We start from the raw sequence: 22,695 nt of genomic DNA, 5'->3' as shown, positions 1-22,695 counted from the left end.
GCTCTCACTCCCCCGCCTCCCCCGTGAGCAGCTGCGCGATCCGCTCGCGCGAGGGATGGCGGCGCACCTCGTGCGTCACCCCGTCGGCCACGAAGTGGAACGCGGTGCGGATGCGCGACAGCGGCAGACCGGTGCGCTCGTGCCAGGCGAGCCGGTACAGCGAGAGCTGCAGGGCGCGCTGCCGCAGCTGAGTGGGCCGGGGCACCCGGCCGGTCTTCCAGTCCACGATGAGCACGCCCTCGCTGCCGTCGGTGCCCTCGGGATCGGCGAAGACGGCGTCGATGACGCCGCGCACCGCGATCTGCCCGATCCGGGTGTGGACGGGCTGCTCGACCGTGAGCGGGGAGCGCTCTGCCCACTCCGAGGCGGTGAAGGCCTCGCGCAGGGCCCGGTCGTCGAGCCCGGTGGCGCCCTCGCCGTCCGCCTGCTCCAGATCGCTCAGGTCCTCCAGGTCCAGCAGGGTCGCGCTGTCGTAGCGGGACTCCAGCCAGGCATGGAAGGCGGTGCCCCGTGCCGCGGCCGCGGAGGGCTGCCGGGGCAGGGGCCGCAACAGGTCGAGCGCTGCGGCCTGCGGAGACCGTGCCTGGTGGACCACCTGGGAGGCCGACAGCCGCGGCGGCGAATGGACCATGGGCGGGGCGGCCTGCTGCTCGAGGTCCACGACCGCGCGGCGCACCAGCTCCGCGAGCTCGGGATCGGCCGGCTCCCCCGCCTGCCCTGCGACGGCGGAGAGCAGCTCCGCCGCGCGGGCCCGCGCCCGCTCGCTCCGACCGGGGGCCGGTGGCCAGGACGCCTGCGGGCGCTCGCTCTCCAGGGGGTTGTGCTCGGGGACCTCCTGCACGGTGCGGAACGCTTCGGGCACCAGTTCGGTGACCTCGGTGAGATAGCGGGAGCGGGGCCGAGCTGAGGCCAGCCCGCTGCGCCAGGCGGCGGAGGTCAGCAGCAGGCGGCGCCGGGCCCGGGTCACCGCGACGTACATCAGCCGGCGGTCCTCCCGCAGCGACTCCTCTCCCTGGGCGAAGCGGTACTCCTGGATCAGGGACTCGGCATCGACCTGCGTATCCGCCTCGGCCCAGGCCAGCTCCGGCAGGGTGTCCGCGTCACCGCGCAGGGCGGTGGGCACGGCGGCGGAGGCGAGCTTGCCGAGCCAGCCGTCGGCCGGCACCCGCGTCCTGCCGGCCTCGTCGGTCTTCGCGCGGCGCAGGTCGTAGGAGGGGACGCTGCCCTCGGTGAGTCCGGCGACCGCGACCAGGTCCCATTCCAGGCCCTTGGCCGAGTGCAGGGTGACGATCGTGACGGCGGCGGGGTCGTGGGAGGCCTCGGGGGCGGCGGTGACGGCGAGCCCGGCCTCCTCGTCCTCGCTGATCTCGAGCAGGTCGAGGTAGGCCCCGAGACCGCCGCGGCGGGCGGTGCGGTCGAAGGCCGCGGCATGGTCACGGAACGCCTCCAGGTCGGCGAGCGCCCGCGAGTCCGGTTCCCGCTCGAGCAGCGCGAGGTCCACCTCGAGCAGCCGGGTCGCGGCGGTGACCAGGTCCGGCAGCGGCAAAGGCAGCAACCGGCGCAGCTCCCGCAGGATCTGCTGGACCTGCGCCAGCCGCTCCCGGCCGGTGGTGGACAGAACGCGGCCGGAGGGATCGGTCCAGTCCGTCGGCGGGAGATCGTCGACCGCGTCGACCAGTGAGACGGTCTCGGCCTCGTCCTGACCGCCCGGCGCCTCTCCCTCCCGCCGCAGCCGGGAGCCCATCCGGTCGCGCCAGCGGCCCAGCACGGCGAGGTCCCGGGCCCCGAGACGGAGCCGGGGCCCGGTCAGCAGGCGCACCAGGGCGTCGCCGCGGCCGGGGTCGTGGGCGCACTCCAGCAGCGCCCGGACATCCGCGACCTCGGGGCGGTGCAGGAGCCCGCCGAGCCCCACCACCGCGACAGCGAGACCAGTCGCCTCGAGCCCCTCGACCAGCGCCGGGATCTGGCGGCGGGCGCGCACCAGCACCGCGGCGGAGGCCGGCGGGGCGTCCTCCTCCTGCTCCGCGCGGCGCGCCAGGATCCAGCGGCCGATCGCGAGCGCCTCGGTGCGCTCGTCGGCGGCCTCGACGATCTCGCAGGCGCCCTCCCCCGCCCCGGGTCGGGGCTGCAGCTCGGGGATGGTCACCCCGGAGTCGACGCTGCGCAGCGGGGCGGCGAGCCGGTTCGCGACGGCGAGGACCGCCTGGTCATTGCGCCAGGAGGTGGACAGGGTGCGCTGCAGGACGCTCTGCTCGGCGGTGGCGAACGCCTCGGCGAAGCCGGCGAGGGAGGCGGCCGAGGCCCCCCGCCAGCCGTAGATCGCCTGCTGCGGGTCGCCGACGGCGCAGGCGGCGTGGCCGGGACCGAAGAGGTCGGTGAGCATCTGCAGCTGGGCGACGGAGGTGTCCTGGAATTCGTCCAGCAGCACCACCCGGTGCATGCGGCGGGCGAGGGCACCGGCGGCGGGCACCTCGCGCGCCACGCGGGCGGCGAGGGAGACCTGGTCGGCGAAGTCCAGTGCGGAGGACTCGGTGCGGATCTCGGCGAACCGCGCCAGCAGCGGCAGCAGCGCGAGCCGCGACTCGAGCGCGCCCAGCACCTTCGCGACCTCCTTGGGGGTGGTGCGGCGCTTCCCCTCGACCTGCAGCGGGATCTGGGAGAGGTGGTCGCGGATCTCGCGCAGGTGCACGGCCAGCCGGTCCGGGGTGACGAGGTGATCGGCCAGCGATGAGGTGAGCGAGAGCAGGGCGGCGGTGAGGGTCGCCGGGGAGGCCTCGAGGTCCAGGGAGTCGTCCCAGCCCTCGACGATCTCGTGGGCGAGCTGCCAGGAGGCGGAGGTGGACATCATCGTCAGCTCGGGGTCGATGCCGACGGCGAGCGCGTGCTCGCGCACCAGGTCCAGGGCGAAGCCGTTGTAGGTGTGGACGGTGGGGCGCTGGCCGACCAGGTCGTCGCCGCCGCGCTCGAGGCCGCGCGGCAGGGGCAGGCCCTCGGCCCGCAGCGCGGCGGCGAGGGTCCCCAGTCGCGCGCTGATCCGTTCGGCGAGCTCGTGGGCGGCCTTGCGGGTGAAGGTCAGGCCCAGCACCTGGCGGGGTTCGACGATGCCGTTGGCGATCAGCCACACCACGCGCGAGGCCATGGTCTCGGTCTTGCCGGAACCCGCCCCGGCGACCACCAGCATCGGGGCCAGGGGCGCCTCGATGACGGCGGTCTGCTCCGCGGTGGGCGGCGGCTGTTCGAGCAGCGCGGCCAGCCGGGCGGCGGAATGCTCGGCCCGGGGCGCGGCGGGGCCCGGCGGGGTGGGGCGGGGGGTGGTCACAGCTGATCTCCTTCGGGCTGCAGGGAGCAGCTGCTGCGCACGGCGCAGTGGGTGCAGTGGGCGTTGACGCGCGCGGTCACCTGGTCACCGGAGACCTCGCGGGAGACCTCCTGGACGAGGTCGTCGAACCAGCCCGGATCCTCTGCGCGGGTGAGGGCTCCCTGGGTGCGCACGGCGGCCTTCTTCCCGCCGGTGCCGACGTAGACCAGCTCGGCGCCGTTCAGCCGGTCCGGAGCGTCAGGTCCCAGCTGCTCCGAAAGGGCCCCTTCGCGCACTGCGGCCTGATAGGCGGCCAGCTGCAGGTCCTCCTCGGCCTTCGCCGCGGATTTGGCGGCGCGGCCGGATTTCAGGTCCACCACCCGCAGCCCGGTGGCGTCGCCCTCGATGCGGTCGATGCTGCCGCGCAGCTGCACCCTTCCCAGGGTCACCTCGAAGGGAGCCTCGACGGCGAGCGGCTCCCCGGCGCTGCGCAGGTGGTCGGAGAGCAGGCGGGCGGCGTCCTCGGCACGGCGCACGCGGCGCCGGCCGGACCAGGTCTCGGTGCCGGGCACGGTGCGCAGCAGGGTGTGCAGCTCCTCCAGCAGGTCCTGCTCGCCGCCGGCCGGACCGCGCGGGTGGACCTGAGCCAGATGGTGCAGCGCGGTGCCGATGAGCTGGGCGGGCCCACCGCTGCGGGTGCCGCCGGCACGCTCCATCAGCCACGACTGGGGGCAGTCCACGGCCCGTTCCAGCGCCGAGGGGGAGAGTCGGATCAGGTCGTCGTCCTGGTGCAGGGGCGCGGTGGAGCTGGGCTCCTGGTGATACCAGCGGGCGGGATCGGTGCCGGGGGCGCCGGCCCGGCCGAGCGCCTCCAGGGCCAGGGCCGCATCGCGGGCGCTGTCCGGGTCCTCCTCCCGCAGCCTCCGGCGCAGCGCCGCGACCAGGCGGCGGGCGTCCGGGGCGGGGCCGGGATCCCGGCGCAGGGTCTTGAGATCGATCCAGGGTGCGGCCTCGGGATCGGAGGAGTCGGCGCGGGCGGCCAGATCTGCGAGCGCGTCGAAGAGCGCAGAGGGCTCGTTCTGCTCGTCCTGGATCGCGGTGACCAGCACCCTTCTCCGGGCACGGGCGAGTGCGCTGACAGCCAGGCGCAGCTCGTCGGCGATGACCTGCTCGCGCTGGAGTGCGCGCACCGCGTCGGCCTCGAGCGGGAGCTCGGCGCCGCGCCGGGCCCCGACCCGCAGCGACAGCTCTGCGGCGCCGAACAGCGTCGAGCGCAGGCGCAGGTCCGGCCAGGCCCCTTCCTGGAGGCGGGCGAGGACCACGGTGTCGCGGTGCTCGCCCGCGAGCTGCGCGGGGGTGAGCACCGCGATGCGGCCGCGGGCGGCGGCAGCCGGGGCGAGGGTATCCTCCACCACTGCCTGAGAGCGGACCTGCTCGACCAGGTCCAGGGCGCCGGCACCGGGCCGGCGGTCCGCCAGCCGTTCCGCAGCCGCGAACAGCTCCAGCAGCGCATCGAGCCGGGACGCGGCCAGGCGCGAGCGGGCGCCGTCCACGTCCCCGGCCGCGCCCAGGGCGGCGCGCCGCCAGCCGCCGGCCAGCCCCGAGGCGTCCCAGGCCTGCCAGAGCACCAGCTGCGCATCGGCATCCCGGTGCTCGCGCACCGCGGCGATCATGTCCCGCACCCGGTGCACGGGGGCGGCGGCGCGGTCCCGGGCAGCTGCGGCGGGCAGGCCCGGCGCGTCCTGGTCGACCAGTGCTCGGGCGAGCAGCTGCTCGCTGGTGGCCCCGCTGTCGGGATCGGCGGCGCGGTGGGCGCTCAGCAGCAGTCGCCGGATGCGGCGCAGGCGGAGGGTGTCGGCGTCGCCGAAGGGCCCGCGCAGGAGCTCGGTGGCGCGGCGGGGATCCAGCGGGGCCTCCGGCGGGGCGAGCCCGATCTCCAGGATCGTCAGCAGATCGGCGATCGCGGGGACCTCCCGCAGTGGCTGGGGGCGGTGCGGGATGCGCACCGGCAGACCGGTGCGCGAGAGCAGATCGGCGAGATCGGCGACTGCGGCGCCGGAGCGGCACACCACCGCCATCTGGTCGTAGTCGACCTCTTCGCGGTGGTGGAGGTCGCGCAGGGCGGAGCCGATCAGTCGGGCCTCGTCCAGCGGATCCTGAGCCCGCAGCGCGACCAGGGCGCCGAGACGGGAGGCACGGGGGCGTCGCGCCTCCGCCGGAGCCCCGGCCCGGGGCAGCCGTCCCCGCAGTGCGTCGACCGCCGCGGTCAGACCCTCGACCTGGGCATGTGCTCCGGTCAGCACGATGCTGCCGACCGGGCGGGGCAGCGTCTCGCGCAGGCGCTCGGCGGCGTCGGGCAGGGCGCCGCGGAAGGTGTCCACCGCGGCATCGGGACTGCTGCACACCAGCACCCGCGCGCCGGCAGCGGCGAGCGCGGAGACCAGGGCGATGCCGGCGGCGGTGAGGTCCTGGGCGTCGTCGACCACGACGGCACGGAAGGGTGGGGGCGTCGCGGGATCGGCGAGCAGCTGCACGGCACGGCGCACGAGGGCCCCGGAGTCCAGGCGCGGGCCCGCGTCGAGCGCGGCGGAGGCCTCGAGGTCGAGCACCCCGAGATAGTCCCGCAGCAGAGCGGCGGCATCGAGCCAGGCGGGCCTGCCGCGCTCGTGCCCGAGCGCCTCGAGATCGGCGGGCGTCAGGCCGAGCTCCGCCGCCCGGGTGATCAGGTCCCGCAGCTCGGTGCGGAAGCTCGCCAGCGTGCGCGCCCCGGGGTCGACCTCCAGGTGCCAGCTCTCTCGCTGCGCGATCAGCTCGGCGAGCAGGGCATCCTGTTCCGCGCCGGTGACCAGGGTCGGCTCGCCCAGGCCGCGGCGCAGCGCGTCGGCACGCACCAGCGCGTGGCCGAGGGCGGGTGGGGTCATGGCCCGCACCTCGCCCGTGCCGCGGACGGCGAGGGTGTCGCGGAGGCGACCGGCGGCTGCGCGTCGGGGGGCCAGCAGCAGCGTGCCGGTTCCGGAGACCTCCGCAGCGGTCAGCGCGAGCGCGGTGCGGCCGCTGCCGGGGCCGCCGTGGACGAGCACATCGCCGCCACCGAGGAAGCGCTCCAGGGCGGCGCGCTGGACGTCATCGAGCTCCTCGACGGCGTGCAGGGCGGGAAGCGCCTCGAGGTCGGGCCCGAGCAGACGGATCCCCTCACCCGTGGTCGTGCCCGTCTGTCGCATGCCCCTATTCCACCTCACGGCACCGACATCCGGGCGCCTCGGCTCCGGCGGGCCGCGGCGGTAGAGTGTCCGGGATCACGAGGAACCTGACCCCTGCCCCGCAGCGCCCTCGCCCCGCTGCCCTCGGAATCGGAGACCGACACCATGACCACGTCAACGACGGCCCGGATGCCGCGTGCACAGCGTCGTGCACAGCTGCTCGAGCTGGCCACCCGGGTGTTCACCGCGAAGGGCTTCCAGTCCACTTCCATGGACGACATCGCCACCGCCGCCGGTGTCACCAAACCCGTGCTCTACCAGCATTTCGACTCCAAGGAGAAGCTCTACGTCGAGGTGCTCGACCTCCTCGCGACCTCGATGATCGACGAGGTCCGCGCGATAGGCGAGGGCGAGGGCGACACGATCACCCGGGTGCGTGCGGGCCTGCACCGCTTCTACGAGTTCGTGGCGCTGGACAACTCCCTGCGACTGTTCACCGGTCACGAGCTGATCTCCGAGGTGGTCCAGCAGAAGGTGGTGACGGTCCTGGACCGGATGGCGATCGAGCTGGCCGGGGTGCTGACCGCCTCACGGCAGATCGGTGTCGAGGAGTCCCGGATCCTCGGGCGCGGGGTCATCGCCGTCACCCAGACCACCGCGCAGCTGCTCCATGGCGCCGCGGACGAGGCGGAGCGTGTCACGATCCTGGACACCATGACCACGACCGTGGTGCACGGCCTGACCGGCTTCGCACCGCGGGAGGGCTCCCGGATCCCCGGGGTTGTGCTGGCGGCGGACGACGCCTCCGCACCGCCGGCGGACGCGTAGACTCCCGGCAGTACTGCAACGAACGTCCCCGCCCCGAGGCGGAGGAAAGGTCAGGTCATGGAGATCCGTATCGGCATCCAGCACTCCCCGCGCGAGATCGTGATCGAGTCCGAGGAGAAGTCCGATGCCCTGATCGAGCGGCTGAGCGGCGCGATCGCCGACGGCTCCCCGGTCACCCTGGTCGACGACAAGGGCCGCACCGTCCTGGTCCCCGGCGCGAAGGTCGCCTACGTCGAGGTCTCCACCGAGGAGCCTCGTCGCGTCGGCTTCCTCGGCTGAGCCCGCGATGTCCTCGAGCGAGGCGCGCCCGCCGGAGGGCAGCCCCGGCTCGCAGGAGGGCCCGGCGGCGGTGACCGTGCAGGACTCCCCGACCCGGCGGCGACGGCTGAGGCGGCGCCGCCAGCGGTGGTTGCACCTCACCACCACGGCCGTGGTCGCGATGCTGGGGGCGATCGTCGGTCTGCTGCTGGTCCCCGCCACCACGGTCGAGGTGGGCCCGCTGACCGCGAGCGTCCACCTGCGGCCCTCCCTGTCCTCCGAGACCGTGCTGCTGCTCCCGCCGGTGGGCCAGGTCGCCTTCGACACGCATACCGCGCCGGTGCGGATCGAGGCCCGGGTCAAGAGCGTCGATGTCGAGAAGGCCGAGGCGCTGTTCTACGCGGACTCCGGATTCGCGGAGCTGCAGCAGACGGCGCCGGAGACGCTGGCGGCGGCCGCGGCGAAGAACGCCGCGCTGAACGCTCTGTTCGCCGCCGCCGGGGCCGGGCTCGCCGTCGGCGTGACCTATCGCCGGGTGCGGCGCGCGCTGATCGCCGGCGGCAGTGCCGTCGTCGTGGTGGGGGCCTCGCTCGCCGCCACCTCCGTGACCTTCTCCCCCGCCTCGCTGAGCCAGCCCAAGTTCGAGGGGCTGCTCTCCCAGGCCGCCTACATCGCTGATCTCGGCCACGGCACCGTGATCGACTACCAGAGCTACCGCGACACGTTGGCCGAGTTCGTGGGACAGGTCTCCGCGCTGTACATCGCCGCGGACTCGCTGCCGGTGGGCCTGGACCAGGAGAACGTGATCACGGTCCTGCACGTCTCGGACATCCACGACAACCCGCAGGCCTACGACGTCATCGAGCAGCTGCACACGCAGTTCGCGATCGATGCTGTCGTCGACACCGGCGACATCGTCTCCTGGGGCACGCCGCTGGAGACCGAGCTGCTGCGCCGCATCGGCACGCTGGACGTCCCCTATGTCTATGTCAGCGGCAACCATGACGGTGCCTCCGCCGCGGCCATGATCGAGGCGCAGCCCAATGCGACCGTGGTCGACAACGAGGTGGTCGAGGTGGCGGGGCTGCGGATCGCCGGGATCGGCGACCCGCGCTTCGCGGCCGATGACGACTCGGACGCGGGCGGCTGGCGCGAGGGCGACGAAGCCGTCAACGCCAGCGTCTTCCAGCTGGGCGACACCATCGAGGCGTACGACGCGGCCCATCCCGAGGACCCCGTCGACTTCGCCATGATCCACGATCCGACCCAGCCCGAGGGTCTGCTGGGTCGGACCCCGCTGGTGCTCTCCGGCCACATGCACACCTCGAAGGTCGAGCTCGACCGCGAGGGCTCGGGCACGGACTGGTTCACCGTCGGCTCCACCGGCGGGGCGCTCGCCTCCGGGGGGATCGCCCCGGTGCTCTCCGGCGAGGACCCGCTGGACCTCACGGCGAGGATGCTCTACTTCGACCAGGACACCCGGCAGCTGGTCGCCTACGACGACATCGTGATGGGCGGACTGGGCCTGGTGTCGGTCTCGATCCAGCGCACCCAGATGCCTGAGGAGACGGCGGAGCTCGAGATCCCCGCGGATGCCGAGACCCCGGAGAACACGATCCCACCGGAGCAGGAGGTCGAGCCCGGCGAGGGCCTGCCGGACGAGGACCGCGTCACCCCCACCGATCCCGTCAGCCCGCTGCCGGAGACCCGCGAGCCGGTCCCCGCGGGCAGCGACGGCGGGATGGGCTGAGCACCTGCCCGTTCTTTCCCCGCCGGACCGATGTCACCTTCGGCACGGTCCGGCGGGTCCGCGAGACGTGCGGGGGCTACGATGGCCGTGCATATCCATGACCAGAGAGTTGAACGGTGCCTGAATCCACCCCGCACACCGACGAGGCCGTGTCGGCCTCCCCCGCCGTCGAGCAGAGCTCCGGCACTTCCGCACAGCCCGAACCGGTCCAGACCTTCGCTGATTTCGATGTCCGCAAGGACATCGTCGACGCGCTGGCCGCCAAGGGCATCACCACCCCCTTCCCCATCCAGTCGATGACCCTGCCGGTCGCCCTGCGCGGCCGCGACATCATCGGCCAGGCCAAGACCGGCACCGGCAAGACCCTCGGCTTCGGCATCCCACTGCTGCAGAGCTCCGTGGCGCCCGGCGAGCCGAATCCGCACGACCGCCCCGTCGGCAAGCCGCAGGCCCTGGTGGTGCTCCCCACCCGCGAGCTCGCCGTCCAGGTCGCCCATGACCTGGAGACCGCTTCGGCGAAGCGCCCGATCCGCATCCTCACCGTCTACGGCGGCCGCGCCTACGAGCCGCAGATCGAGGCGCTCGAGAAGGGCGTCGAGGTGGTGGTCGGCACCCCGGGCCGGCTCATCGACCTGATGCGCCAGAAGTACCTGGACCTCTCCCAGGTGCGCACGGCCGTGCTCGACGAGGCCGACGAGATGCTCGACCTCGGCTTCCTCGAGGACATCGAGAAGCTGCTGCAGGCAGTGCCCGAGAACCGCCAGACGATGCTGTTCTCGGCCACCATGCCCGGCCCGATCATGGCGCTGGCCCGCCGCTTCATGAAGCAGCCCACGCACATCCGTGCCCAGGACCCCAACGACGGCGCCCGCACCAAAGCAGATATCAAGCAGGTCGTCTACCGTGCGCACCAGCTCGACAAGATCGAGGTGATGGCGCGCATCCTGCAAGCCCGCGGCCGTGGTCTGTCGATCATCTTCATGCGCACCAAGCGGCAAGCGGATCGGGTCGCCGGCGATCTCGCCGACCGCGGCTTCGCCGCGGCACCGCTGCACGGTGATCTCGGGCAGGGCGCTCGCGAGCAGGCGCTGCGCGCCTTCCGCAACGGGAAGATCGATGTGCTGGTCGCGACCGACGTCGCCGCCCGCGGCATCGACGTCACCGACGTCACCCATGTCGTGAACTGGAACTGCCCCGACGACGACAAGACGTACCTGCATCGCACCGGCCGCACCGGCCGGGCGGGCAAGAAGGGCACCGCGGTCACGTTCGTGGACTGGGAGGACCTGGCTCGCTGGGCCCTCATCGCCCGTCAGCTGGGGCTGGAGACCACCGAGGCCGAGGAGACCTACTCCACCTCGGAGCATCTCTTCACCGACCTCGACATCCCCGCCGAGGCGAAGGGCACCCTCCCCCGCAGCGCGCGCACCCGGGAGGGTCTGGAGGCCGAGGAGCTCGAGGATCTGGGCGGCCCCGAAGGTGCTCGCGGCGGCCGGGACGCCGGCCGCGGCGACCGTGGCGGCAGTCGTGACAACGGCGGCCGCGGTGGACGCGGTGGCCGGGGTGAGCGCAGCGGCCGGAGCCGCGGCGGCGAGCGCGATGGCCGTGGCGGTCGAGACGGCGGCGGTCGAGACGGCGGCGGTCGTGGCAGCGGTGGTCGAGACCGGTCCCGCGACGATTCCCCCAGCGGTCGCGACGGCGGTCGTCAGGACGCCGCCCCGAGCTCCGGTCCCGGCGACCGCACCAGCACCAGCACCAGCACCAGCACCAGCACCGAGGAGAGCTCGGGCGAGCGTCCCCGCCGCAGCCGGACCCGCTCCCGCACCCGCCGGGTCAACGGTGAGGTCACCGACGCCCCGCAGAGCGGGACGCCGAGCGCCTCCCGGAGCACGTCGCAGGGCGAGCCGCAGGGCAAGGACTCCTCGGAGGAAGGCCGCCCCCGTCGCCGCCGTTCCCGCGGAGGCCGCGGACGTTCCGGTGTAGCAGGCGACCAGGGCTCTGCCCCGCAGGAGAACTGACCGAGGTCCTGCGCCGCGGCGCAGCCCGTCCCACGGCACAGTTCAGCGGCTCGTGTCCCGGTCTCCGGGGCACGGGCCGCCAGTGCCTTGCATCCAGTGGCGCTCAGCCAGCATCCGCACCTGTATACGGGGTCGCATGCTGAGAGAGCGCCCGCGGATGGCATCGTGCTGCGCTGGGACCGGGCGGAGCACCCGGTCAGACACGGAGCAGCAGGTCAGGCACGGAGCACCCGGTCAGGGCCGGATGATCCGGGTGCCGCTGGTGGCCCGCGCGGCGATCTCCTCCAGCACCTCGGGGACGGTGAGGTTCTCGCCCAGCCGGTTCTCCTTGCCGGTGCCGTGGAAATCGCTGCCGCCGGTGATCAGCAGGTCGTGGCTGCGCGCGAACTCCCGCAGCCGGGCCCGTTCGTCCGTGCCGTGCTCGCGATGGTCGACCTCTATGCCGTCGAGGCCGGCCTCGACCAGGGCCTCCAACAGGGTCAGCGGCAGGTCGTCGTCCCGGGTGACCGACCCGGGGTGGGCGAGGATCGAGACGCCCCCGGCCTCGCGGATGGCGCGAACCGCGGACAGCGGCGAGGGCGCGTAGTAGGGGACGTAGTACGGGCCGGAGGGGCGCAGGATCTCGGTGAAGGCCGCAGAACGATCCGGGACCACGCGTGCGTCGACCAGGGCGTCGGCGATGTGCGGGCGACCGATCACGGTGCTCTCCCCCGCGACCTGTGCCGTCACATCCTCCCAGCGGACCGGGTGATCGGCCGAGATCAGCTCCACCATGCGCCGAGCTCGCTCCACCCGTGAACTGCGTGCACTGGCCATCTCCGCGGCCAGAGCCGTCTCCGGCGACGGATCCACCAGCAGTGCGAGCAGATGCACGCTGCGGCTGTCGACCTCGCTGGAGACCTCGATGCCGGGCACTGCGGCGACCGAGCTGGCAGCGACCGCCGCGTCGAGCTCCGACCAGCCGGAGACGGTGTCGTGGTCGGTCAGTCCCAGCACGTCCAGACCGGCGGCGGAAGCCTGCGCGAACAGCTCCCGGACATCCGTCGTCCCATCGGACCACGAGCTGTGTGCATGCAGGTCGATCCGCTGTGCGGCGCCGGCGTCAGTCCTCTCACTCATACGCCCAGGGTAGACCGCGCCGTGAGACCATCGAGGGGTGAGCACCGAGAACAGCAGCACCGAGCAGACCACCACCACCGGAAGCGCCGGCAGCAGCGAGCGGATGGAGGAGCTCGCCTCTCGCGGCGACTCCCGCTCGCAGCGCCCCAGCAACGAGGCCTTCCGCGAGTTCATCTCCTCCGGCTGGGACGAGACGGTCCCCGATGCCGAGCGTCGCGAGGCTGCGGACTTCACCCCGGCCCGCCGTGACGCGCTGGTGCAGCGCCTGAGCGCGACCCGCCTGGTGCTGCCGGCCGGCGTCCTCAAGGTCCGCTCCAACGACACCGACTACCCCTTCCGCCCGGAGTCCGCCTTCGCCTACTACTCGGGCCTGGGCACCGATGAGGAGCCCGACAGCGTGCTGGTGGTCGAGCCCTCTGCCGAGGACCCCCAGCGCGCGGAGGCCACGTACTTCTTCCGTCCCCGCGCCGGCTTCGACTCCAGCGAGTTCTACGCCGACGCCCGCTACGGCGAGATGTGGGTGGGGCGCCGCCCCACCGTCGCCGAGGCCGCCCAGCGCCTCGGCATCGAGGTGCGCCATATCGACGAGCTGCGCGATCATCTCGCCAAGGACGTCGGCGCCCAGCTCTCGCTGAGCGTGATGCCGAGCGTGGACGCCTCCGTCGAGGCGATGGTCGAGGAGATCCGCGGGCAGAACGGGCTGCCCGACGGTGATGAGGCGGCAGCGGAGTACGCCGCCCTGAAGGAGGCTGCGAGCGAGCAGCGTCTGGTCAAGGACGAGTACGAGGTCCGCGAGCTCCGCAAGGCCGTCGACGCCACCCTGCGCGGCTTCGAGGACGTCATCCGGCACCTGCCGGGCGCCATCGGCCATGCTCGCGGGGAACGGGTCATCGAGGGCGTCTTCGCGGCCACCGCCCGGGCCGACGGGAACGGCGTCGGCTACGACACCATCGCGGCGGCCGGCGACCATGCCTGCACCCTGCACTGGACCCGCAACGACGGAGAGGTCTCGGCCGACGAGCTGGTGCTGATCGACGCCGGCGTCGAGGTGGACTCGCTGTACACCGCCGATGTCACCCGCACCCTGCCGGTCTCCGGCACCTTCTCCCCCGCGCAGCGGAAGATCTACGACGCGGTGCTGGAGGCCTCCGATGCCGCGTTCGCGGTGGCCCGTCCCGGCCTGCGCTTCCGCGAGCTGCACACCGCCGCGATGGAGGTGCTGGCCCACCGGCTCGCGGAGTGGGGCCTGCTGCCCGGCACCGCTGAGCAGTCCCTCTCCGCGGAGGGCCAGTGGCATCGCCGCTGGATGCCGCACGGCACCAGCCACCACCTGGGACTGGATGTCCACGACTGCGCCCAGGCCCGCCGCGAGATGTACCTCGACGCGGAGCTGGAGCCGGGGATGGTCTTCACCATCGAGCCCGGGCTGTACTTCAAGGAGAACGACCTGCTGGTGCCGAGCGAGCTGCGCGGCATCGGCGTGCGCATCGAGGACGACGTGCTGGTGACGGCCGACGGCGTCGAGAACCTCTCGGCCGCCGCCCCGCGCCGGGCCGAGGACGTCGAGCGCTGGATCTCCGAGCTGCAGCGGTGAGCACGTCCGCGCGACCGCGCTTCTACGCGGCACGGCTCGCCGGGACCACCGTCTTCGACCCGATCGGTGACGTGGTGGCGACGGTCCGTGACGTCGTGGTCGTGCCGCAGTCGCGCACCAGCGCGGTCGCCGTCGGCCTGGTGGTGGAGGTCGGCAGGAAGCGCCGGGCGTTCCTGCCCATCACCCGGATCACCTCGATCTCCCCGGGACAGGTGATCTCCACCGGGGTGCTGAACGTGCGCCGCTTCGAGAAGCGCACCGGTGAGCTGCTGGTGATCGGCGATCTGCTGGACCGTGCGGTGACCCTGAACGATGACACCGGCGAGGCGACGGTGCTGGACATCGCCCTGGACCAGGATCGTCATCGGGACTGGAACGTCTCCCGGCTGCATCTGCGCCGGCAGCGCAGGGGCGGCTCGCTGAGCCGGCTGGTCTCGCGCGGGGAGACCGTGACGGTCGAGCTGTCCGAGGTCTCCGGGCTCTACGGCACGCAGGCGGAGCAGTCCGCGCACCTCCTGGCCGCCTCGTACCAGGATCTGAATCCCGCCGATCTCGCGGAGGTCATCCAGGAGCTGGAGCCCAAGCGCCGCACCGAGCTCGCCGGGGAGCTCGCCGACGAACGCCTCGCCGATGTGCTCGAGGAGCTGCCCGAGGACATCCGGGTCGAGGTGGTCACCGGGCTGGACGCCACCCGGGCAGCGGACATCCTCGACGCCATGGACCCGGACGATGCCGCCGACCTGGTCCAGGAGCTCCCGGAGTCCGTCGCCGCCCATCTGCTGAGCCTGATGGAGCCCGAGGAGGCGGAGGACGTGCGCCGCCTGCTCGCCTACGACGAGTACACCGCCGGCGGCATGATGACCACCGAGCCCCTGATCGTGGCACCGGAGACCCCGGTGGCGCACTGCCTGGCGATGATCAGCCGTGAGGTGATCCACGCCGCGCTCGCCTCGACGGTGCACGTCTGCCGCTCCCCGCTCGAGACCCCCACCGGGAAGCTGCTGGGCATCGTCCACTTCCAGCAGCTGCTGCGGGAGCGCCCCGACCGCCCCGTCGGGGAGATCCTCGATGCGGACAAGGTCGTAGTCGCCCCGACCGTGGCGCTGTCCGCGCTCACCCGGGAGATGGCCACCTACAACCTGGTCTCGCTCCCCGTGGTCGACGAGGAAGGTCGGCTGCTGGGCGCGGTGACCGTCGACGACGTGCTGGATCACGTGCTGCCCGATGACTGGCGAGAGCAGGACGAGCCGCCGCCGGCGACCGGCCAGATCGATCTGTCCGAGATCGCCCGGGCCACGGCCCGCGACGCCGAGGACCCCGCCCCGCCCCGTACCACGAAGGGCTGAGCATGGCAGAGCACATCCACAGCCCGCTGGACGATCCGTCACCGCGCAGAGGCCCGCTGGTGCCCAATCCCTTCCGCGGCGATGCCTTCGGACGCGCCGCCGAGGGCTTCGCCCGGATGATGGGCACACCGGCCTTCCTGGTCGGGATGACCCTGTTCTGTGCGGTCTGGCTGACCTGGAACTCGCTGGCCCCGGAATCCGCGCAGTTCGATCCGCGCGCCCTGAACTTCACTCTGCTGACGCTGATCCTGTCCCTGCAGGCCTCCTACGCCGCGCCTCTGCTGCTGCTGGCACAGAACCGTCAGGACGACCGCGACCGCGTCCAGGCCGAGCAGGACCGTCAGTCCAACGAGCGCAACCACGCCACCACCGACTTCATCACCCGGGAGATCGCCTCCCTGCGCCTCGCCCTGAACGATGTCGCCACTCGCGATTTCGTGCGCAGCGAGCTGCGGGACCTGCTCGAGGACCTCGAGGCGCCGCCCGCCCGGGATGCCGACACTCTGCGCACCCTCCTGCGCGAGGAGGTCGAGGCGGCACTGGACCGCCGCACGGCCGATGCCACCACCACGTCATCGAAGGAGCAGAACAGCCAGTGAACAACTCCGAGCAGACCGAGACCGGGCAGACCGACACCGACGAGCGCGTCGCCCAGATCCACGAGGCGCTGAGCGGGGTGATCGACCCCGAGATCCATCGCCCCATCACCGAGCTCGGGATGGTCGGCTCGGTGACGGTCGATGCCGACGACACCGCGCATGTCATGGTGCTGCTGACCATCGAGGGCTGTCCCATGCGGGACCGCATCGAGCGCGAGACCGCGGAGGCGACCGCGACCGTCCCCGGCCTGTCCCGGGTCGAGGTCTCCACCAGTGCGATGACCGAGGAGCAGCGTCGTGAGCTCACGAACCGCCTGCGCCAGGGCCGTCGTCAGATCCCCTTCAACCAGCCCGGTTCGCTGACGCGCATCTTCGCGATCTCCTCCGGCAAGGGCGGGGTCGGCAAGTCCACCGTCACTGCGAACCTCGCCGCGGCGATGGCGGCCGACGGGCTGCGTGTGGGCGTGATCGACGCGGACATCCACGGCTTCTCGATGCCGGGCATGTTCGGGATCACCGAGCAGCCCACCAAGGTCTCGGACCTGCTGATGCCCCCGGCGGCGCACGGCGTGGCCGTCATGAGCATCGGCATGTTCGTCCCGAGGGGCAGGCGGTGGTGTGGCGCGGGCCCAAGATGCATCGCGCCATCGAGCAGTTCGCCTCGGACGTGTTCTGGGGCGATCTGGACGTGCTGCTGCTGGATCTTCCGCCCGGCACCGGCGACGTCGCGATCTCGGTCGCCCAGCTGCTGCCGAGCGCGCAGATGGTCGTGGTCACCACGCCGCAGCAGTCCGCCTCCGGGGTGGCCGAGCGGGTCGGATCGCTATCCACCTCGACCGAGCAGGAGGTCGCCGGGGTGGTCGAGAACATGGCCGGGCTGACCCTGCCGGACGGCACCGTGATGGACGTCTTCGGCACCGGCGGCGGGGACCGGGTGGCGCAGACGCTGGCGCGGGCCGTCGGCCACGACGTGCCGGTGCTGGGACGGATCGGACTGGACCCCGCGCTGCGCGAGGGCTCGGATCACGGGGTGCCGCTGGTGGTCTCGGACCCCGGCTCCCCCACCTCGCTGGCGCTCAAGGGCGTCGCCCGAGCGCTGGTGCACAAGCCGCGCGGGCTCGGCGGGATGAAGCTTCCGCTGACCGTCGCGCGATCCTGAACGGGACGTCCCTCACGGGGCTGATCCCGGGGAGCGCCGGCCCCGAGGCCTCGGCTCAGGTGGCCTCGTCGTCGAAGGGTGCCCGCTTGGGCCCCTTGTCCTTCGTCGACTTCTTCCCGGACGTCGCGCCCTTCGCGGCGGCACCGGCCGCAGCACCGCCGAGGGCGGCGCTCATCGAGTCCTTGCTGGGGATCAGCTCCTCGAGGTCCGTGTCGCCCCAGGCCTCGCGGATGATGCGCCGCGGATCGTACTGGCGGGGATCGTACTTGCGGAGGTCCTCGATGGCGATGCCCATCTCGTCCTCGACCGTGGAGCGGGAGTCCTCGACCCAGACCCGCGCCTGCCGCACCCACCGCACCAGCTGCCGGGTGACATCCGGGAGCCGCTGCGGCCCCACGATCACCAGGAACACGATGAGCAGGACCACGATCTCCCAGCCGCCGAGGCCCATGAATCCGGTGCCGCCCATTGTCCACCTTGTACGTCTCGAGGTCTGCTGATGCGTCGCCATTATTGCATCGCGGGCTCGGCGGGGCTCACAGGAGCGGCCGCTGTCGTAGGATCGGCCAGATCGGACTGTGAACGGAGAGGATGCGCTGATGTCGTCGGGAAAAGTGGCCGGCTGGGCCCACGGTGAGGAATTCGTCGACGAGGCGACCCTCTTCTCCGACGACGGGGTGCTCGCCCGCGCCAGAGAACGCGGCAACGAGCTCGGCGCGGCCCCCGTGCTGCCGGGGGCCGGCGCGCTGATGCGGGTGCTGGCGGCCTCGGTCCAGGCGCGCTCCGCCGTCGAGATCGGGACCGGCAGCGGTGTCGGCTCCCTCTACCTGCTCTCGGGAATGCACCCGGACGGGGTGCTGACCACCATCGACCTCGAGGTCGAGAACCAGCGTGCCGCCCGGGAGTCCTTCGCCGAGGCCGGGATCCGGTCCCCGCGGGTGCGCACCATCGCCGGCCGTCCCCGCGATGTGGTCGGGCGTCTCACCGACCACGCCTATGACCTGGTCAGCTTCCCCGCTCACACCCCGCATGCCCTGGACCTGCTCGAGCATGCGCGGCGCCTGCTGAGGCCCGGCGGGGTGCTGGTCATCCCGCACGCCCTGTTCCACGACCGGGTCGCGGACCCGACCGCGCGGGATGCCACCACGCAGGCCGTGCGCGCACTGCTGAAGGCCGTCACCGACTCCGAGGACCTGGTCTCGGTGCTCACCGGCAGCGGCGACGGCGTGCTCGCCGCCGTGCTGCGCCCCTGACCGCCCGATAGAGCGCGGCCGGCGACCGGCCCGGAGATGACCTCAGCCCCGCACCAACAGGGTGCGGGGCTGAGGTCTGGGCTGGTGATCTGCTACTTGATGACACCCTCCAGGGCGTCTCGCAGCTCCACGGCTTCCGATGCGGCGATCTCGACGACCAGGCGGCCGCCTCCTTCGAGCGGGACCCGCATGATGATGCTGCGACCCTCCTCCACGACCTCGAGCGGACCGTCACCGGTGCGCGGCTTCATAGCAGCCATCGTGCCTCCTTGATGTGTCACTGCCCTTGCGTGGCACCCCCGGACGGGGCCTCGGACAATGCGCGTACGGTGGCCATTATCTCAGGTCTGGGGACCGGCGCGCACGTCGGGCTCGTGGGGGCCTGTCCGGGAGGTCTATCCCGCCGCCGATCCTGCCCGTCGCGACCCCCACCATCAGCGCTCCGACCAGCAGTGCGACCAGCAGCAGGAGGATCACGATCGGTCCGACTGCGCTCATGAGTCGATCTCCTCCCACTCGTCCCTCGCAGTTCGTCGACCGACGGCACTCACGAGACGGGTGCCTTCCGGGCGTACTTCCGCAGCATCTCCAGCGCCTCCTGCGGGGTGTCGACCACGCGCATCAGATCGATGTCCAGCGGTTTCACCATCCCGCCCTCGACCACCGTGGTGCGCAGCCAGTCCAGCAGGCCCTGCCAGTAGTCACGCCCCACCAGCACCACCGGGAACAGGTCGATCTTGTGGGTCTGCATCAGGCACAGCGCCTCGAAGAGCTCGTCGAAGGTGCCGAAGCCGCCGGGCATCACCACGAAGCCGCTGGAGTACTTCACGAACATCGTCTTGCGCACGAAGAAGTACCGGAAGTCGACCCCGAGGTCGACATGCTTGTTCAGCCCCTGCTCGTGGGGCAGCTCGATGCCGAGCCCGACGGAGACACCACCGGCCTCCTGGGCACCGCGATTGCCGGCTTCCATGATCCCGGGACCGCCGCCGGTGATGACCGCGTAACCCATCTCCACCACACCGCGGGCGATCTCCACCGCGCTTTCGTAGTGGGCGCTGTCCGCACCCAGTCGGGCGGAGCCGAAGATCGAGATCGCCGGCCCGAGCTCGGCGAGCGCACCGAAGCCCTCGATGAACTCGGACTGGATGCGCAGCACCCGCCACGGGTCCGCATGGACCCAGTCCGTCTCGCCGTCCTCCTCCAGCAGGCGCTGGTCGGTGGTGCGGTCGGGCAGCTGGGCGCCGCGCAGCGTGATCGGGCCCTTGCGGTGGTGGTCTCGTTCCTCAGGCGTCATGGACCGAGCGTAGCGCTCAGGCCGACAGGAATCGGCGCAGCCCTGCCAGCGCGATCTCGAGATCCTCCAGCGGTACGTGCTCATCATCGGTGTGGGCGAGCAGCGGATCCCCGGGACCGAAGTTCACGGCCGGGGTGCCCAGCGCCGAGAAGCGGGCCACATCGGTCCAGCCCTGCTTCGCCGCCACCGTGACGCCCTCCCCCAGCGCGGCGAGGAAGCCGCGGGCCGCGGCGTTGTCCAGGCCGGGCAGCGCGCCGCCGGAGGAGTCGACCACGTCGATCTCCAGCTCGAGACCGGTCAGGAGCTCGCGCACGTGCGCCTCCGCCCGGGCGACGGAGGTATCCGGTGCGAAGCGGTAGTTCAGCAGCGCAGTGGCCCGATCGGGGATCACGTTCCCGGCGATGCCTCCCGCGATCGAGACCACGTTGAGGCATTCGCGGTACTCGAGCCCGTCGATCACGGCGCGACGGGCCTCGTGGGCCGCGACCCGCTCGAGCACCGGTGCGAGGCGGTGGATCGCGTTGTCCCCCACCCAGTCGCGGGCCGAATGCGCGGCGAGGCCCCGAGCGGTGACCTCGAGCTTCATGGTGCCCTTGCAGCCGCCCTCGACACCGGCGGAGGTCGGCTCGCCGAGGATCGCGAAATCCGCCTCGAGAAGCTCGGGATGCTCAGCGGCGATCCGAGTGAGGGCGTTGTCCGCCGCGGCCACCTCCTCGTGGTCGTAGAAGATCCAGGTGAGATCCACGGGCGCGGCCGAGGCCTCGACGGCGAGCTTGAGGAACACCGCGAGGCCGCCCTTCATATCGCAGGTGCCGCGCCCCACCAGCTCCTCGCGGCCCTCCCTTAGACGGCGGGCGCAGGGGAGGTTGTCCGCGACCGGGACGGTGTCCAGGTGCCCGGCCAGCAGCACCCGCTGGGCAAGCCCCCGGTCGGTGCGCGCGATCACGGTGTCCCCGTCGCGGAGCACCTCGAGGTGACCGGCGTGCTCGCGCAGCGCCTGCTCGACCGCATCGGCGAGCGCCTGCTCGTTCCCGGAGACGGACTCGATGTCGACGATCGCCGCAGTGAGCCGGGCGATATCGGCGTGGGGATCGAGGACCGGGGCCGTCTGCTTGCTCATGGCCGTCATCGTGCCACGTCCGGGCGGCGCGGGATCGACCCTGCCGCGCTCAGCGAGCACTCATTCCCCGGACAGCGCGCCTCCGGCACGGGCCAGGCGCAGAGCGACCGCCTCGGCGTGCCGCAGCAGCTGCGGGGAGGTGCCTGGTTCTGCGGTGATCGAGGAGCCCGGCTGCGCCGTGCTCACCGGCACGCCGACCAGCAGCCGACGCTCGTAGACGGTGCCGTCGGTCCCGACCGGCGCGTACAGGCCATCGACCGCGATGGAGCCGGTGAGCATCCGTCGCCTCGTGCCGCGCGAGGCCCAGGAGTCCTTCTGCACCTCGCCGCGCTCGCGCCAGGCGCCCAGCAGGGCGCTGCGATAGGCGGGCAGGTCCACCGGCGGCAGATGCGCCTCGAGCACCCCGTCGCACAGCGTGATCCGCTCTTCCGCGCCGTGGACGGCGAAGCGGCCGGCCTCGTCGTCGATGTCCACGTGCATCCGCGGACCCGTGAACTCCAACAGCCCCGCCTCCTGGAGCGCGAGCACCTGCCGCACGCGCAGCACCGGCGGGCCCGAGGCCCAGGAGGCGAAGGCGTTGCGCAGGTGGCCGTCGATGTCCTGGCGCACGGACTCCGTGGTGTAGGCACCGAGGTCGGTGAGGCGACCCACCTGGATCCGCAGGGCGATGAGCACCCGGTAGATCAGCACCCAGGCCGGGTCGGGCTCGGTCGCGGCCCGCAGCGCCTCGCGCAGCACGTCACGGGTGCTCCGCGGCGGCACCGGGCTCTCCCCGCCGCGGCGGCCGAAGGGGAACAGCAGTGTGAGCAGGAGCTGGTCGTCGGCGAGCTCGGGGAATCCTCCGCCCCGCAGCGCCCGGCGCAGCTCGGCGAACATCAGCGGCATCACGTCGCGCTCGTGGTCCACCCCCGCGGCGCGGACCGCGAGCTCGAGCACCCGCTCCCCCGTGAGCACCTCGGGGAGGTACGGCTCGGGCATCCAGTCCCCGAGATCGGGTTTGGGCCGGTAGACCATGCCGGAGCGGGAGCCGACCACCAGGTGCGGCTCCCCGCCGCCGGGCAGGTAGCGCAGGCCGGAGGGGGCGGAGGCGTCGGGCGCGAAGCACCCGCCTGCCGCCTCGGTGAGCATCCCGATCGCGTCGTAGAAGTTCAGCCCCAGGCCCTGGACCGCCACGGCCTCCCGTCCCAGCAGCGAGGCGTAGTCCACCTCGAGCGGGTTCGCGGGCCCGATATGGACCAGGCCATGTCGGGCAGCGGCGTCGGCGAGCTGCTGCGAGCGGGGGCCGAGCGCGGTGGGCAGATGCCCGAGTGCGAGCGCGAGGGCATCGGCGCGCAGCACCCGCCCGTCGCTCAGCCGGACCCGCTGCGGACCGTCGGCCCCGCCGGTGACGTCGACGGCCTCGGCGGCGTGCTCGACGATCCGCAGCCGGGCCGGATCGGCGTCGCGCCGCGCCGTCTCCAGCACGTGGGCCAGATAGCGGCCGTGCGCGGCACGGGAGGCGAAGTCGGTGGGGGCGAGCCCCTCCCCTGCCAGATGGTCGGCGAGGGTCTCCGTGCGCGGCGCGGGCAGCAGCGCATGGCAGGACTCATCGGGGTACATCGTGGTCTGGCAGGTGGTGGTGTTCATCAGCAGCACCTCGGACTGGTCGTGCCGCCAGACGGCACCACCGCGGCCGACCAGGGGGTCGATCAGATGCACCGTGAGGCCGCCCCGCCAGTTCGGGCCGTTCGACGCCGCCACCAGTCGTTCGATGATCGCCGTGCCCCGCGGCCCTGCCCCGACGACGGCGACGGTGCGGAGGGGCTCGGCGGCTGCGGTCATCGCTCCAGTATGGCGTGACCTCCACCTGTTGCCGC

General features: G+C 72.7%; 16 protein-coding genes and 1 pseudogene. 9 read left to right on the top strand and 8 right to left on the bottom strand.

What is annotated here, in order from left to right; translation table 11 throughout:
• Nucleotides 1–4: 4 nt before the first annotated feature.
• Both CFK39_RS13655 and CFK39_RS13650 read right to left on the bottom strand, forming a co-directional pair.
• Nucleotides 5–3,319, bottom strand: a complete 3,315-nt coding sequence (locus tag CFK39_RS13655; RefSeq protein WP_089065920.1) for an ATP-dependent DNA helicase — start codon at nucleotides 3,317–3,319, stop codon at nucleotides 5–7.
• On the bottom strand, nucleotides 3,316–6,519 hold the full coding sequence (locus tag CFK39_RS13650) for a UrvD/REP family ATP-dependent DNA helicase (protein ID WP_089065919.1): 3,204 nt from the start codon (nucleotides 6,517–6,519) through the stop codon (nucleotides 3,316–3,318). The genes CFK39_RS13655 and CFK39_RS13650 overlap by 4 nt, the downstream gene beginning before the upstream one ends.
• A 144-nt stretch (nucleotides 6,520–6,663) precedes the next feature.
• Between CFK39_RS13650 and CFK39_RS13645 the strand changes: the two genes are divergently transcribed.
• From CFK39_RS13645 to CFK39_RS13630, 4 genes are all read left to right on the top strand, one after another.
• On the top strand, nucleotides 6,664–7,326 hold the full coding sequence (locus tag CFK39_RS13645) for a TetR/AcrR family transcriptional regulator (RefSeq protein WP_089065918.1): 663 nt from the start codon (nucleotides 6,664–6,666) through the stop codon (nucleotides 7,324–7,326).
• A gap of 57 nt (nucleotides 7,327–7,383) precedes the next feature.
• Entirely contained in the window at nucleotides 7,384–7,605 is a 222-nt protein-coding gene (locus CFK39_RS13640) for a DUF3107 domain-containing protein (protein ID WP_089065917.1), read from the top strand.
• A 7-nt stretch (nucleotides 7,606–7,612) separates the two neighbouring features.
• Nucleotides 7,613–9,334, top strand: coding sequence for a metallophosphoesterase family protein (locus tag CFK39_RS13635; RefSeq protein WP_089065916.1), 1,722 nt, complete (start codon nucleotides 7,613–7,615; stop codon nucleotides 9,332–9,334).
• A gap of 116 nt (nucleotides 9,335–9,450) precedes the next feature.
• Nucleotides 9,451–11,352 (top strand): DEAD/DEAH box helicase, encoded by a 1,902-nt coding sequence (locus tag CFK39_RS13630; RefSeq protein ID WP_089065915.1) that lies wholly within the window; start codon nucleotides 9,451–9,453, stop codon nucleotides 11,350–11,352.
• A gap of 234 nt (nucleotides 11,353–11,586) precedes the next feature.
• On the opposite strand, the gene CFK39_RS13625 is transcribed toward CFK39_RS13630, so the two are convergent.
• The gene (locus tag CFK39_RS13625) at nucleotides 11,587–12,471 is read right to left on the bottom strand and encodes a PHP domain-containing protein (protein ID WP_089065914.1); all 885 of its coding nucleotides are present in this window, start codon (nucleotides 12,469–12,471) and stop codon (nucleotides 11,587–11,589) included.
• A gap of 37 nt (nucleotides 12,472–12,508) precedes the next feature.
• On the opposite strand from CFK39_RS13625, the gene CFK39_RS13620 reads away from it, so the two are divergent.
• The 4 genes and pseudogenes from CFK39_RS13620 (at nucleotide 12,509) to CFK39_RS17210 (ending at nucleotide 17,169) form a co-directional block, all read left to right on the top strand.
• The gene (locus tag CFK39_RS13620; RefSeq protein ID WP_089065913.1) at nucleotides 12,509–14,065 is read left to right on the top strand and encodes an aminopeptidase P family protein; all 1,557 of its coding nucleotides are present in this window, start codon (nucleotides 12,509–12,511) and stop codon (nucleotides 14,063–14,065) included.
• The gene (locus CFK39_RS13615; RefSeq protein WP_157697174.1) at nucleotides 14,062–15,411 is read left to right on the top strand and encodes a magnesium transporter MgtE N-terminal domain-containing protein; all 1,350 of its coding nucleotides are present in this window, start codon (nucleotides 14,062–14,064) and stop codon (nucleotides 15,409–15,411) included. The genes CFK39_RS13620 and CFK39_RS13615 overlap by 4 nt, the downstream gene beginning before the upstream one ends.
• Before the next feature lie 2 nt (nucleotides 15,412–15,413).
• Complete coding sequence (locus CFK39_RS13610) at nucleotides 15,414–16,010, top strand: DUF1003 domain-containing protein (RefSeq protein ID WP_089065912.1); 597 nt, start codon at nucleotides 15,414–15,416, stop codon at nucleotides 16,008–16,010.
• Nucleotides 16,007–17,169: pseudogene (locus CFK39_RS17210) on the top strand (P-loop NTPase). The gene CFK39_RS13610 and the pseudogene CFK39_RS17210 overlap by 4 nt, the downstream one beginning before the upstream one ends.
• 55 nt (nucleotides 17,170–17,224) lie before the next feature.
• On the opposite strand, the gene CFK39_RS13600 reads toward CFK39_RS17210, so the two are convergent.
• Nucleotides 17,225–17,638, bottom strand: coding sequence for a twin-arginine translocase TatA/TatE family subunit (locus tag CFK39_RS13600; protein WP_089065911.1), 414 nt, complete (start codon nucleotides 17,636–17,638; stop codon nucleotides 17,225–17,227).
• A 130-nt stretch (nucleotides 17,639–17,768) separates the two neighbouring features.
• Here CFK39_RS13600 and CFK39_RS13595 point away from each other — a divergent pair, with 130 nt between their 5' ends.
• Complete coding sequence (locus tag CFK39_RS13595; RefSeq protein WP_089066453.1) at nucleotides 17,769–18,422, top strand: O-methyltransferase; 654 nt, start codon at nucleotides 17,769–17,771, stop codon at nucleotides 18,420–18,422.
• 92 nt (nucleotides 18,423–18,514) lie between these two features.
• Here CFK39_RS13595 and CFK39_RS13590 read toward each other — a convergent pair whose 3' ends face one another.
• From CFK39_RS13590 to CFK39_RS13570, 4 genes are all read right to left on the bottom strand, one after another.
• On the bottom strand, nucleotides 18,515–18,682 hold the full coding sequence (locus CFK39_RS13590) for a DUF3117 domain-containing protein (RefSeq protein WP_010551467.1): 168 nt from the start codon (nucleotides 18,680–18,682) through the stop codon (nucleotides 18,515–18,517).
• Between the two features lie 287 nt (nucleotides 18,683–18,969).
• Nucleotides 18,970–19,719, bottom strand: coding sequence for an LOG family protein (locus tag CFK39_RS13580; RefSeq protein ID WP_089065909.1), 750 nt, complete (start codon nucleotides 19,717–19,719; stop codon nucleotides 18,970–18,972).
• A 16-nt stretch (nucleotides 19,720–19,735) separates the two neighbouring features.
• Nucleotides 19,736–20,839, bottom strand: coding sequence for a succinyl-diaminopimelate desuccinylase (gene dapE, locus CFK39_RS13575; RefSeq protein ID WP_218192259.1), 1,104 nt, complete (start codon nucleotides 20,837–20,839; stop codon nucleotides 19,736–19,738).
• A 60-nt stretch (nucleotides 20,840–20,899) separates the two neighbouring features.
• Complete coding sequence (locus CFK39_RS13570) at nucleotides 20,900–22,660, bottom strand: FAD/NAD(P)-binding protein (RefSeq protein ID WP_089065908.1); 1,761 nt, start codon at nucleotides 22,658–22,660, stop codon at nucleotides 20,900–20,902.
• Between the last annotated feature and the right edge of the window lie 35 nt (nucleotides 22,661–22,695).

The sequence above is a fragment of the Brachybacterium avium genome, from assembly GCF_002216795.1.
GTDB classification, from domain to species: Bacteria; Actinomycetota; Actinomycetes; order Actinomycetales; family Dermabacteraceae; genus Brachybacterium; species Brachybacterium avium.
The sequence above is the reverse complement of the archived record's forward strand: the minus strand, read 5'-3'. Positions and strand labels throughout refer to the sequence as shown.